Raw genomic sequence first — 12,689 nt, forward strand, 5'->3', positions numbered from 1 at the left:
CGGAGTTCACCGATCGCGGTTCGCGAGCACGATGCGTGCGACGGCGACCCGCGAGCGCACGCCCCAGGCCTGGAAGACGGCGCTCAGATGCTTCTCCACGGTCTTGCGGGAGATGCCGAGGGCCGTCGCGATCTCGTCGTTCGACAGGCCGTCCGCGACGAGTTCGGTGAGGTCCCGCTGTCGGGGCGTCAGCGGTGCGGTCGGGATGGGGACGGCGGTCAACGGCAGCGTGGCCGGGAGCCGTGAGGGGAGCTGGCGGCGGGACACGATCCCGAACGCGGCGAGCACCCGGGTGACGTGCGCGTCGACCGTGCGCGAGGAGAGCTGGAGGACGGACGCGATCTCCGCCGTCGAGTTGCCCTCCGCGGAGAGCAGGGCGACCTCGCGCTCGCGCGGCGACAGTCCGTCCCAACCGGAACCGGCGACCGGCGCGAGACGTCGGCCGATCGCCTTCAGCTCCCGGGCGGCGGAGCGGGTCGCGGCGGTGTGCCCGCCGAGGACCGCCTGCTCGGCGAGCGCGGCCAGCTCACGGACGGCCTGCGTCCGGTCGGACATGGCGATGAGGGCACGCGTCGCGAGGATCTCGCCGATCCCGGCTTCCAGCATGCGGCCGTCGACCAACGCGCGGGTGGTCGCCGTGCGCGCGAGCGCCAGCGCCTCGGCGGGTCGCCCACGGAGGAGTTCGAGCTTGCACTGCATCCGGAGGATGGCCGGCCCGGGGACCCTGCGGTCGACGTCGGCGGCGATGAAGCCGATGAGGCGTTCCGATTCGACGATGTCGCGGTCGAGGAAGGCGCTCGAGACGAGCAGCTCGATCGCGAGGGCGCGGTCCTGGACGGACAGGCCGCTGAAGTCGTTCCCCGAGGCGCTCCGCGCGAGGGCTGCGGCTCCGTGGTCGTCCGCGAGGGCGGCGAGACCGTAGCCGACGAGGAGGTAACACGTCGTCTGGAAGGCGCCCGTGGGCTCGGGGATGGCCTGACGGACGCGGCGTGCGAGCGTCCTGGTCGCCCCCTGCTCGGCACGGTTCCCTGCGACGAGGCACTGCACGGCCTCCGCGTACAGTGCGGTCGGTCCGCTCCCGGCCCGCTCGAACATCGCGAGCGCGGCGGCCTCTGCCTCGGCGACGCGTCCCTCGTTGAGCAGGAGGCGGGCGAGGACCCCGTCGACGAGTGTCCGGTACAAACGGCCCGGGGTGGCGGCGATGTCGTCGGCGAACGCGTCGGCGAAGCGCCGGGCGGCGTGGATCAGGACGTTGACGACGGCACCCTCGACCAGCAGATACCCGACGAGCCAGGCCAGGGTCGGTTCGAGGTCGCCGCCGTCGTCGACGAGGGCGTCCGCCTCCGCGAAGCACCCCTCCAGCTCCGAGCCGGACGAGCGGTCCGATCCGAGGGCCAGCCCGGCTGCCCCGAGCACGAGCAGGCGTGTCGTCCGGTCGGAGTCCGTCGAGGCGGCGAGCGCGTCCACCGCGTCCCGGCGACAACCCGCGAAGTCGGCGGTGGTGAACCGGGCGTAGGACAGGAGGGCGAGGACGCGGGGATCGGACGCCGCGTGCGGCTCTGCCTCGAGCAGCGCGATCGCACCGGCGGCGTCGAAGTCCGCCACACGATCCAACGCATCTTCGAGGAGGTCGGCTGCTGACACCTGTTCAGCGTATCGTCGCCGGGTCCGATGCGACGCCCGAAGGCGCCGGTCGGGTCAGCTGATGGTGAGGAGCTGGTGACCCGAGGAGACCGTGGCACCGACCGTCGCGTCGATCGCGCCGACCGTGCCGTCCTTGTGCGCCGTGATGGGCTGTTCCATCTTCATCGCCTCGAGGACGACGACGAGGTCGCCCTTCACGACGACATCGCCCTCGGCGACCGCGAGCTTCACGATGGTCGCCTGCATGGGCGCCGAGACCGAATCACCCGTCGCACCAGAGACCACCGCTGCACCACCGCGGCGGTGTGGGGCGGGAGCGGCGACCGGTGCACCGACGTTCAGCCCCAGCTGTCCGCCCGGAAGGCTGACCTCGAGCCGCTTGCCGCCGACCTCGACGACCACCGTCGAGCGGGCAGCGGGTGCCTGCTGTGCATCGATGGATCCGTCCCAGGGTTCGATGTCGTTGACGAACTCCGTCTCGATCCATCGGGTGTAGACACCGAAGGTACCGTCCTCCGCGGTGAACGCGGGGTCGCGGACGATCTTGCGGTGGAAGGGGATGACGGTGGGGAGGCCGGCGACCTCGAACTCGTCGAGCGCGCGACGACTGCGCTCGAGCGCCTCCTCGCGTGTGCGTCCCGTGACGATGATCTTGCCGAGGAGCGAGTCGAACGCCCCCGAGATCGTGTCGCCGGCCGTGACGCCGGAGTCGAGCCGGACACCGGGGCCACCGAAGGTCTTGAAGACGTGGATCGGGCCCGGCTGCGGGAGGAATCCGCGGCCCGGGTCCTCGCCGTTGATGCGGAACTCGAAGGAGTGGCCGCTCGGCTGCGGGTCGTCGTAGTCGAGGACGCCGCCCTCGGCGAGACGGAACTGCTCACGGACGAGGTCGATGCCGGTGATCTCCTCGGAGACCGGGTGCTCGACCTGCAGGCGGGTGTTGACCTCGAGGAAGGAGACGGTGCCGTCCTTGCCGATGAGGAACTCGCAGGTGCCGGCACCGAGGTAGCCGACCTCCTTGAGGATCGCCTTCGACGCGCGGTAGAGCTCCGTCACCTGGTCGTCGGTGAGGAAGGGTGCCGGTGCCTCTTCGACGAGCTTCTGGTGGCGACGCTGCAGCGAGCAGTCGCGGGTGGAGACGACGACCACGTTGCCGTGCGCATCGGCGAGGCACTGTGTCTCGACATGGCGCGGCTGGTCGAGGTACTTCTCGACGAAGCACTCGCCCCGTCCGAACGCTGCGATGGCCTCGCGGGTGGCGGACTCGAAGAGCTCGGCGACCTCCTCACGCTCACGGGCGACCTTGAGGCCGCGACCGCCGCCGCCGAAGGCAGCCTTGATGGCGACGGGCAGGCCGTGGATGTCGACGAAGTCGAGCACCTCCTCGGCACCCGAGACGGGGTTGAGCGTGCCGGGGGCGAGCGGAGCGCCCACCTTCTCGGCCACGTGGCGGGCCGAGACCTTGTCGCCGAGCCGCTCGATGGCCTCGGGCGACGGTCCGATCCAGATCAGCCCGGCGGCCATGACGGCACGCGCGAAGTCAGCGTTCTCGGCGAGGAAGCCGTAGCCCGGGTGGACGGCGTCGGCGCCGGACCGTCGGGCGATGGACAGGAGCTTGTCGATGACGAGGTACGTCTCCGCGCTCGTCGTCCCGTCGAGGGCGTAGGCCTCGTCAGCGAGACGGGCGTGCATGGCGTCGCGATCCTGGTCGGCGTAGACGGCGACGGAGGCGATCCCGCTGTCCTTCGCGGCTCGGATGACGCGGACGGCGATCTCGCCACGGTTGGCGATGAGGACCTTGGTTATACGTGGCACAGTCCACGAGCCTACCGGGAGGCCCGGGTGAGCCTTTGGCTCACACGCACAAAAAAGTCGCAGGAACGACGTGTCGCCTCTACAAGGGCTGAGGTGTCAGAGGGCGCCGCGCCGGTTGCGGAGCTCGTGCCAGTCGTGTCCCAGCGTGCGGACGAGACGCCGCAGGGTCGGGAGCGAGAGGCCGACGACGGTCGACGGATCGCCCTCGATGCGGGTGATGAAGGCGGCACCCAGACTGTCGATCGTGAACGCCCCCGCCACCGCCAGGGGCTCGCCCGATGCGATGTAGGCGTCGATCTCGGCGTCGTCGAGGTCGTCGGCGAAGGAGACCTCGGCGCTCGCGACCGCACCGATCCCGACCGGCGAGGCGCCGGTGCAGTCGATGAGCCAGTGACCGGAGTACAGGGTCCCCGTCCGGCCGCGCTGGGCGTGCCAGCGTTCGCGGGCGCGCTCGGGGGTGTGGGGCTTGCCGTGGACGACGCCGTCGAGGACGAACACCGAGTCGCCGCCGAGGATGAGGTCGGCCGCGTCGCCACGTTCGCGCACGACGGCCAGAGCGGCCTCCGCCTTCGCGCGGGCGAGGAGGGCCACGACCTCGTCGGGGGCGAGGGGGGCACCCGCGGCGCGGGTCGCATCGTCGACGGCCTGTTCCTCGTCGACCGACGACGGGACGACGATCGGCTCGATGCCACTCGACCGCAGCAGGGCGAGTCTGGCCGGTGACGTGGAGGCGAGCGTGAGGCGCATGACGGTTCCTTCTGCAGTGGACGGTGGACTCCCCGCGGCCGCCCGTGTGACATGCTCGACGCATGAGCACGACGACTGCACGCACCGTGGAACTGGACATCACCAACGTAGCCCACGGGGGTGTCTTCGTCGCCCGGCACGAAGGCCGGGTGGTCTTCGTCCCCGACACGCTCCCCGGTGAGCGCGTGCGGGCGCGCATCGTCGACGAGAACGAGAAGCGCTTCTGGCGGGCGGAGACCCTGGAGGTCCTCACGCCGTCCGAGCACCGCCGTCCGCACGTCTGGGCCGAGGCCTCCGTCGACCGCGAGCCGAGCGAGCGGGCCGGGGGAGCGGAGTTCGGACACATCGAGCTCGCCCACCAGCGCGCGTTGAAGCACCAGGTCCTCTCGGAAGGGCTCGAGCGGTTCGCCGGCGTCGCTCCCGAGTTCACGGTCGCCGCGGTCGACGGCGAGACGGCCGACGGCACCCGGTGGCGGACGCGGGTCTCTCTGCACGTCGACCAGCACGGCAACATCGGCCCCTACGCCTCGAGGTCCCACCACGTCGTCCCCGTCGACGACCTGCCGCTCGCGATCGAAGCGGTGGCCGAAGCGGCCAAGCTCGAGGAGCTGCCGCACGGCACCACCTCCATCGACATCGTCGCCTCCTCGACCGGGGCGGTCCGCGTCCTGACGCGTGCGGACGAGGCGGGAGGCGGCGACCGCCGACGCGGTGGCGGGCGCGGTCGACGCGGGGGACCGAAGCCGGTCCGTCCCGCGGCTGACCCGATCCGCGAGCTCGTCGGCGAGCGCGAGTTCATCGTCGACGCGAACGGATTCTGGCAGGTCCACCGTCAGGCTGCGACGACCCTCCAGCAGGCCGTGTCGGCGGCCATCGACGACGCGCGCTTCGACCCGCGTGCCGCGAACCTCGACCTCTACGGCGGCGTCGGCCTCCTGGCCGCGGGCGTGGGGGACCGCTTCGGCTCCACCACCCGCATCACGACCGTGGAGAGTGACGAACGCGCCACCGAGTACGCGGGCGAGAACCTGTCCGAGTGGGTGGGCGCACAGGCCGTCACCGCGAAGGTCGACGCCTTCCTGCGGTCGGAGATCGCGACGGGCAGCCGGATCGAGCGGTCCCGGTACGCCACCGCGACCGTCGTGCTCGACCCGCCCCGCTCGGGTGCCGGCGCGGAGATCGTCGCCATGCTCGGCGAGCTGCGGCCCGCGTCGATCGTCTACGTCGCGTGCGACCCCATCGCGCTGTCCCGCGACGTCGCCCTCCTTGCCGAGCAGGGGTACGAGCTCGACCACCTCGCGGCCTACGACCTCTTCCCCAACACGCATCACCTCGAGGCCGTCGCGGGCTTCTCGCGAACGGCTTGAGCGGGCCCGTGCCGACGGAGGCGACTCGCGATCCGGCCGTCGCGCCCGGCGGGTCCGTCACTCGCTACGATGGTGCCGTGGTGACCGTCGCAATCATTGATGATCACGAGTCCGTCAGGCTCGGGATCGAAGCGGTGTGCGCGCACGCCGGGTATCAGGTCGTGGCCAGTGCCCCGACCGCCGTCGAGTGCATCGCCGCGTTGAACGGCGTGGTGCCCGACGTGGTCGTGCTCGACCTCTCGCTCTCCGACGGCAGCACGCCGACCTCGAACATCCAGGCGGTGCAGGCCGTGGGGGCGCACGTCCTCATCCACTCCATCGCGGATCGGGTCGCACTGGTGCGCGAGGCGCTGGCAGCCGGAGCGTCCGGGGTCATCCCCAAGTCGTCACCGACGGACACGGTCATCGCCGCCATCGGCACGGTGGCCCGTGGCGAGGCCCTGAACAACATCGAGTGGGCGAGCGCGATCGACGCCGACAGTGACTTCGCCCGGGCGCAGCTGGGCCGTCGTGAGCGCGACGTCCTACACCTCTACGCGTCCGGCCTGCCGCTGAAGACCGTCGCCATGCAGCTCGGCATCGCCTACTCCACGGCCCGCGAACACATCGACCGCATCCGGGTGAAGTACGTCGAGGTGGGTCGCCCGGCACCGACGAAGGTCGACCTGCTCCGCCGAGCGGTCGAGGACGGGATCCTCCCCGGCCTCGATCAAGGCGGGACGGATGTCTCCTAGCTTCCGGGCACCGACCAGGCATCCCGCGATCCCCGCGACCACGAAAGATGCCCAGGTTCAGCGCCGGATGCTGAACACCGCGAACTTCGAACGCCTCCTCGGCCGTTCGGTCGCCATCATCGGACTCGTCTTCGGACTGCAGACCGCGTTCACCACGCTGGGGCAGGGTGTCCAGATCACCGGCTGGTTCGGCGTGCTCTACGTCTCCCTCGTCTTCGGGACGATGTTCGGCGCCATCATCTGCTGCTTCTTCCTGTGGCACCACCGCATCGCCTCCGGCGTCTTCGCCGCCGTGTTCTTCGTGGCCCTCCTCATCTGGCCCGCGGTGAACGCGCAGGCGTCGGCGGACATCAACCAGGAACCGTGGATCTGGTACCTCTGCACGATCGCCGTCGCGTTCGCCTGCATCCCGCTGCAGTTGCGGGGTGCCATCGTGTACCTCGTGGTGACCTCGGTCATGTACGGGGTCAACCGCGTGATCGACGCGGACTTCGCGCCCGCGTCCTTCGAGATCGGGGCGCTCGACGCGTCCTACGCGACGATCATCGGTGGGCTCATCGTCGTGCTCGTCGGGCTGTTCCGCGTGCTGGCCGGTCGGGTCGACACCGCGAGGGCGGCCGCCCTCGCCACCTACGACGCGGCCGTCAAGCAGCACGCCACGGAGGTGGAGCGCGTGGAGGTCGACTCGATCGTCCACGACAGCGTCCTCGCCTCCCTGCTCGCCGCGGATCGGGCGCTGACCCCGAAGTCGGAGGCGCTCGCCGTCATGATGGCGCGGGTCGCGATCGAGCAACTCGAGGGCGTCGGAGCGCCGATGACGAACGAGGACGAGGTCACCGGGCTCGCCGAGCTCATCGAACGGCTGCGTGCGGCCGCGTCGATGCTCGGTGAACCGTTCTCCGTCACGGTCGAGGGGGCCTCCGGCCGGGTCCTGCCCGTCACGGTCGCGAATGCGGTCTACTGGGCGACGGTGCAGGCGATGGTCAACAGCGTCGAGCATGCGGGTTCGGGAGCTGCACGGAGCCTGTCGATCGAGGGCACGGTCTCCGGCGGCGTCTGCGTCATCGTCGGTGACGACGGCGTCGGGTTCTGCCCCGAGCAGGTCGCCGAGGAGCGCCTCGGGCTGAAGGTCTCGATCGTCGAGCGCGTCGCCGCGGTCGGCGGCCGCTCGACGGTGATCTCCCGTCCGGGTGAGGGTGCCGTCATCCGCATCGAGTGGTCTCCGGAGCACGGCTCGTGACCCCGGCACCGCGGTACGCCCTCGTCATCCTCGCCGCCCTGTTCTCGGCGTACCACCTGCTCCGTGCGGCGCTGACGCTCGAGACACCCCGCGACGTCGTCCCGGTCCTCATCGCGATGCTCGTCTACGCCGTCGCGAGCGTCCTGAGTCTCTGGCCGATGGGCACGACGCGCATGCCGTCGTGGCTCGCGAGCATCAACCTCGCGACCGCGATCATCGTCCCGTTGCTCGTGACCAGCCAGCTCGACCCCACGCGGAACAACGGGTACGCCACCTGGCACGTCGCGTCGATCGGGACACTGATGACGATCACCGTGGTCCGGCAGCGGGAGGCGGTCGCCTACATCGGGATCGTCTTCCTCACGGTCCAGTCGCTCCTCTGGGCGGGTCCGGGACTGGCGCTCGGGATGGGTGTCACGGGCAGCCTCATCTGGGTCGTCCTCGCGAGTGTGCTCACCCGATCGATCGCCGGGGCGCAGCATGACGCCGAGCGCCTCACGCAGGCGGAGCATGCGACCTCGGACTGGCAGGCGGCGCAGTACGCGCACGTGCACGAGCGGCGGCGACGCCTCAGTCAGACGGGCCGCCTGGCGACCCCGATGCTCCGCACGATCATCGCCAACGGCGGCAGGCTCTCCGTGGCCGATCGCACGGAGTGCCGCACGCTGGAGGCCAGTCTCCGCGACGAGATCCGCGGGCGTCACCTCCTGAGCGACCCGGTCCGGTCCGAGGTGCTCGCGGCGCGGCGGCGCGGAGCGATCGTGAACATGCTGGACGAAGGTGGCCTCGAGGAGCTGGACGCCGGCGTCCTCGACGCGATCCACGAGCAGATCGCCGAAACGCTCGCCGCCTCGCACGCCACCCGCCTCATCGTGCGGAGCGTCCCGGACGACGAGCGCGTCGCGGTGACCGTGGTCGGCCTGCGCGCGGTGCAGCGCGAACCGGGCGTCGCTGCGGGTCCGGACGACGACGACGAGGAACTCGACGTCTGGCTCGAGATCCCGCGCGACGGCTCCCGTGCCGGCGTGGGCGCGGTCGGCGTGTCCGACGAGGACTGAACCGCTTCGACGGTGCAACACCCTTCGACAGGCCCTGTGCGGCATTGCTCAGGGACCGGAGCTACTCCGGGTGGACCGCCGCCGTCCACAGAACCGGCGCGACCTGAGTGCCCTTCGACAGGCTCAGGGACCGAATCGTTCCCGGTGAACCTCTCCCGGTCACTGAGCCTGTCGAAGTGCCCACGAGAACCCCTTCGACACGTCGACAAGCTCAGTGCGACGCAGCTCAGGGACAGGCAGCGGTCAGAACGGCGCGGGGTCCGGTTCCGTCCGATGGCGCTTCCCGTCAGGTGTAGTCCACTCGAGCGCCCCGCCGGGCCCGTGGTCGAGGTTCCATCCGGGCAGATGCTTCATCCGGTGGTGATGTCGGCAGAGGCAGGCGAGATTGCCGACATCTGTGGTGCCGCCGTCCTCCCACGCGACCGAATGGTCGAGATCGCAAGACCTGGCCCGCCTCCCGCAGCCTGGTGCCCGACAGGTGCCGTCCCGGAGGCGGACCGCGCGTTGCAGGTCGGCCGGGACCCGGTACTGGCTGCGCCCGACGGAGAGTACCGCACCCGTCTCTGGCTGGACGAGGATCCGGGTGAAGCTGGGTGCGTTCACCGCGATGCGTGCGGCGGTCTCCGGGTCGATGGGGCCGTACCCGTCCAGCATGGCCGGTGCGTCGCTGACGCCGGCCATACTGAGCGCCGGGACGGTGATCTGCACGGTCGGCTTGATGTGTTCCTGGCCCTCGATGGGGTGCGGGAGCACTGGGCTCGACGCCACGTCGTCAGGCGTGACGCCGGTGAGTGCGAGCGCCGCGAGGGCGTCGGCCTGCAGTTGGGCGCACGTGCGAGTGTCACCGGCCTTGCGTGACTCCGCGGCAGCCGCTTCGACCCGCTCCGCGAGGCCTTGCGCGATGGGCGCGGTGGTGAACAGGTGTACCCACGCCATGCCGTCCGCTGCCGGCTCGAACTCCACCCGGCGGTCCGCCTCGGACCGCCGGGCGCGTGCGGTAATGGACTCGGGGTGAAGGCGCTCGCGCAAGACGCGGGCGCGCCTGCGGAGGTTCGCGTTGGTGGACTCTTCCGCAACCGCCAGGACCTCAGTGAGGAACACCGCCCGCCCCGCGGTCGGCACGTCACTGAGTTGATCGATGATCGTCTGCGCGTGCCGCGCTGAGATGCGGCCGGCCTCGAGGGACGCGAGCACGGCGGGTGCGTCGTTCACGAGGCGCTCGGCGTCGTTCGTCGCCCGCTGGACCGTCTGCTCGGGCGTGCGCGTCGCCATCGCGAGGGCTGCGCAGGTCGACCGGCGGGAGAGCGCCTGCCGCTCGGCAGGCGGGAAGATCGCCGGGACCGTGACGTCTGCGAAGGCGTCCGCGTAGGCGGCAGAGCGGGCGAGGAGCCGGGCCTCCTCGGCGTCCAGAGCCGCACGCCGCCGCTGGATGTCCGCGTAGTGGTCCGAGAACTCCGCGAGGCGCGCGGCGTGCTCGTCGCTCGCGCGGATCGCGGTGAGGGTGGTCTCGGTCATGGAACAAGTCCATCATGAACCACTGACATTCCAGATGCTGAGTCAGCCCGGTTGTGGAAGTTGCTCGTGTGCCCTTCGACAAGCTCAGGGACCGGAGAAGGTTGCTCAGGACCGGAAGAGGATCACCGGAGCGGGAGGTTCCTCGTGTGCCCTTCGACAGGCTCAGGGACCGGCGGGGGTTGCTGAGGGACCGGTGGGGCGTCGCCGGTTGTGGATGCTTCTTCGTGTGCCCTTCGACAAGCTCAGGGACCGGAGGGGGTTGCTCAGGGACCGGAGGAGGTTGCTCAGGGACCGGGAGGGGATCACCGGAGCGGGAGGTTCCTCGTGCGCCCTTCGACGAGCGCATGAGCCGGACGCATCCGAGCGAACCGCTCCCCGCGACTGAGCCTGTCGAAGTGCCTGGTCCTGGACGAACGAAAGGAGGGCCAGCACCCGATGCTGGCCCTCCGTGACGTTCGTGGGTCAGAGCGGTAACCCGAATACCGCTCTGACCCGCCCCCGAACTCCTGCCCGCTTACCCTAGATGGAGCAGGAGCTGGTGAAGTGGTCTCGATGAGACGCAACTTTCGAGAATGATGATCCTCCATCAGGGGTACCCCCAACAGTCGGCACTATGGAGGACACGAATGGGGGACAGCACCGCGCGCCGCGAGGGGCAACCGGCGTGAGTCCTCCGTCGAGACGGCTCAGCCCGTGAACGCGCGCCAGTGTCCTGGGCCCACGGTGATCCCCGTGCGGAGGTTCCGCCTCGTCCGCTCCCACGTCGACGGGACGCGAGGTGCCGGGGCGGTGTCGGCGTCGCGCAGCGCCTGTTCGGCGATCGCCACGCTCAGCACCGCGGTGAGTGCCGCGAGCTCCTCATCGGTGGGGGTACCGCGCTCGATCCGGAGATCGATCGACGACGGCTCGGTCGTGCTCGGCTCGGTGCCGGTGCTCACAGCGGGATGTTCCCGTGCTTCTTGGCGGGCAGGCTCGCACGCTTCGTCCGGAGTGCACGGAGCGCCTTGATGACCGAGACCCGCGTGGCAGCCGGCTCGATGACGCCGTCCAGCTCGCCGCGCTCGGCGGCCAGGAACGGGCTCGCCACGTTGTAGGTGTACTCGTTCGCGAGGCGCGTGCGCACGGCGGCGACGTCCTCGCCGGCCTCCTCGGCCCGCTTGATCTCGCCGCGGTACAGGATGTTGACGGCACCCTGCCCACCCATGACCGCGATCTCGGCCGTGGGCCAGGCGAGGTTGATGTCGGCCCCGAGCTGCTTCGAGCCCATGACGATGTAGGCGCCGCCGTAGGCCTTCCGCAGGATGACGGTCACCAGGGGCACCGTGGCCTCGGCGTAGGCGTAGAGGAGCTTCGCGCCGCGGCGGATGACGCCGGTCCACTCCTGGTCGGTGCCGGGCAGGTAGCCGGGGACGTCGACCAGGGTGAGGATCGGGATGCTGAACGCGTCGCAGAACCGGACGAACCGACTCGCCTTCTCGCCCGCTTCGATGTTGAGCGTCCCGGCCATCTGGGAGGGCTGGTTGGCGATGACGCCGACCGACCGTCCCTCGACGCGCGCGAAACCGATGACGATGTTCGGCGCGAAGAGCGGCTGGACCTCGAGGAAGTCGGCGTCGTCGACGACGTGCTCGATGACGGTCTTCACGTCGTAGGGCTGGTTCGGCGAGTCGGGGATGAGGGTGTTGAGTCGGCGGTCCTCGTCCGTCGTCTCGAGCTCCACCTCGACGTCGAAGACCGTGGCCTCGGACAGGTTGTTGTCGGGCAGGAAGCCGACGAGGGTGCGGGCGTAGTCGAGGGCGTCCGGCTCGTCGCTCGCGAGGTAGTGGGCGACGCCCGAGCGGGTGTTGTGCGTGTACCCGCCGCCCAGCTCCTCCATGCCGACGTCCTCGCCCGTGACGGTCTTGATCACGTCGGGGCCTGTGACGAACATCTGGCTCGTCTTGTCGACCATGATGACGAAGTCGGTGAGCGCGGGGGAGTAGACGGCGCCGCCGGCCGCCGGACCCATGATGATGGAGATCTGCGGGATGACCCCGGAGGCCTGCGTGTTGCGTCGGAAGATCTCGCCGTACTTGCCGAGCGCGACGACGCCCTCCTGGATGCGCGCGCCGCCGGAGTCGAGCATGCCGATGATCGGGACGCCCGTCTTCAATGCGAGGTCCATGATCTTGATGATCTTGTCGCCGGCGACCTCGCCGAGCGAACCGCCGAAGATGGTGAAGTCCTGCGAGTACACGGCGACCTGGCGGCCGTGGATGGTGCCGGTGCCGGTGACGACGGCATCGCCGTACGGCCGTGAGCGGTCCATGCCGAAGGCGGTCGTGCGGTGCCGCACGAACTCGTCGAGTTCGACGAAGCTGCCGTGGTCGAGCAGCTGCTCGATGCGCTCCCGCGCGGTGAGCTTGCCCTTCTTGTGCTGCTTCTCGATGGCGGCTTCGCCGCTCGCCGTCACGGCCTCGTGATAGCGGTTCTTGAGGTCGGCGAGCTTCCCGGCCGTCGTGTACAGGTCAGGGCCGGAGGTGGTTTCGTCGGTCACGCTTTCACCTTACCCGGTGGTCCCCCGGCCGAC

General features: G+C 70.3%; 10 protein-coding genes. 4 read left to right on the forward strand and 6 right to left on the reverse strand.

Annotation, left to right across the window (positions count from 1 at the left end; genetic code table 11):
* Positions 1 to 6: 6 nt before the first annotated feature.
* The 3 genes from ACQG07_RS15420 to ACQG07_RS15430 all read right to left on the reverse strand — a co-directional run bounded on the left by ACQG07_RS15420 (position 7) and on the right by ACQG07_RS15430 (position 4,206).
* Entirely contained in the window at positions 7 to 1,644 is a 1,638-nt protein-coding gene (locus ACQG07_RS15420) for a LuxR C-terminal-related transcriptional regulator (protein ID WP_426738724.1), read from the reverse strand.
* Positions 1,645 to 1,698: 54 nt separating this feature from the next.
* A complete protein-coding gene (locus tag ACQG07_RS15425) occupies positions 1,699 to 3,459 on the reverse strand; it encodes a biotin carboxylase N-terminal domain-containing protein (protein ID WP_079707321.1) in 1,761 nt (586 codons plus the stop codon).
* 96 nt (positions 3,460 to 3,555) lie between these two features.
* On the reverse strand, positions 3,556 to 4,206 hold the full coding sequence (locus ACQG07_RS15430) for a Maf family protein (protein WP_079002868.1): 651 nt from the start codon (positions 4,204 to 4,206) through the stop codon (positions 3,556 to 3,558).
* A gap of 62 nt (positions 4,207 to 4,268) precedes the next feature.
* Between ACQG07_RS15430 and ACQG07_RS15435 the strand changes: the two genes are divergently transcribed.
* The 4 genes from ACQG07_RS15435 (at position 4,269) to ACQG07_RS15450 (ending at position 8,605) form a co-directional block, all read left to right on the forward strand.
* On the forward strand, positions 4,269 to 5,573 hold the full coding sequence (locus ACQG07_RS15435) for a class I SAM-dependent RNA methyltransferase (protein ID WP_159879445.1): 1,305 nt from the start codon (positions 4,269 to 4,271) through the stop codon (positions 5,571 to 5,573).
* Positions 5,574 to 5,650: 77 nt separating this feature from the next.
* The gene (locus tag ACQG07_RS15440) at positions 5,651 to 6,307 is read left to right on the forward strand and encodes a response regulator transcription factor (RefSeq protein ID WP_079707415.1); all 657 of its coding nucleotides are present in this window, start codon (positions 5,651 to 5,653) and stop codon (positions 6,305 to 6,307) included.
* Positions 6,308 to 6,374: 67 nt separating this feature from the next.
* A complete protein-coding gene (locus ACQG07_RS15445) occupies positions 6,375 to 7,547 on the forward strand; it encodes a sensor histidine kinase (protein ID WP_229938989.1) in 1,173 nt (390 codons plus the stop codon).
* Complete coding sequence (locus tag ACQG07_RS15450) at positions 7,544 to 8,605, forward strand: hypothetical protein (RefSeq protein WP_192006824.1); 1,062 nt, start codon at positions 7,544 to 7,546, stop codon at positions 8,603 to 8,605. Before ACQG07_RS15445 ends, ACQG07_RS15450 begins: the two co-directional genes overlap by 4 nt.
* A gap of 243 nt (positions 8,606 to 8,848) precedes the next feature.
* Here the strand turns inward: ACQG07_RS15450 and ACQG07_RS15455 are convergent, their stop codons facing one another.
* From ACQG07_RS15455 to ACQG07_RS15465, 3 genes are all read right to left on the reverse strand, one after another.
* Positions 8,849 to 10,120 (reverse strand): DUF222 domain-containing protein, encoded by a 1,272-nt coding sequence (locus ACQG07_RS15455; protein WP_426738725.1) that lies wholly within the window; start codon positions 10,118 to 10,120, stop codon positions 8,849 to 8,851.
* Positions 10,121 to 10,806: 686 nt separating this feature from the next.
* The gene (locus tag ACQG07_RS15460; RefSeq protein WP_079707316.1) at positions 10,807 to 11,058 is read right to left on the reverse strand and encodes an acyl-CoA carboxylase subunit epsilon; all 252 of its coding nucleotides are present in this window, start codon (positions 11,056 to 11,058) and stop codon (positions 10,807 to 10,809) included.
* Positions 11,055 to 12,656 carry an acyl-CoA carboxylase subunit beta gene (locus ACQG07_RS15465; protein ID WP_071262519.1) on the reverse strand — a complete coding sequence of 534 codons (1,602 nt, stop codon included), beginning with the start codon at positions 12,654 to 12,656 and terminating at the stop codon, positions 11,055 to 11,057. The genes ACQG07_RS15460 and ACQG07_RS15465 overlap by 4 nt, the downstream gene beginning before the upstream one ends.
* Positions 12,657 to 12,689: the final 33 nt, after the last annotated feature.

Source organism: Plantibacter sp. 2H11-2, assembly GCF_050031945.1.
In the GTDB taxonomy this organism is placed as follows: Bacteria; Actinomycetota; Actinomycetes; order Actinomycetales; family Microbacteriaceae; genus Plantibacter; species Plantibacter auratus.

Bases quoted from the DNA above. Each gene is read 5' to 3' on its own strand.
- ACQG07_RS15435 (WP_159879445.1), top strand. From the start codon at position 4,269: ATGAGCACGACGACTGCACGCACCGTGGAACTGGACATCACCAACGTA.
- ACQG07_RS15430 (WP_079002868.1), bottom strand. From the start codon at position 4,206: ATGCGCCTCACGCTCGCCTCCACGTCACCGGCCAGACTCGCCCTGCTG.
- ACQG07_RS15445 (WP_229938989.1), top strand. From the start codon at position 6,375: ATGCTGAACACCGCGAACTTCGAACGCCTCCTCGGCCGTTCGGTCGCC.
- ACQG07_RS15455 (WP_426738725.1), bottom strand. From the start codon at position 10,120: ATGACCGAGACCACCCTCACCGCGATCCGCGCGAGCGACGAGCACGCC.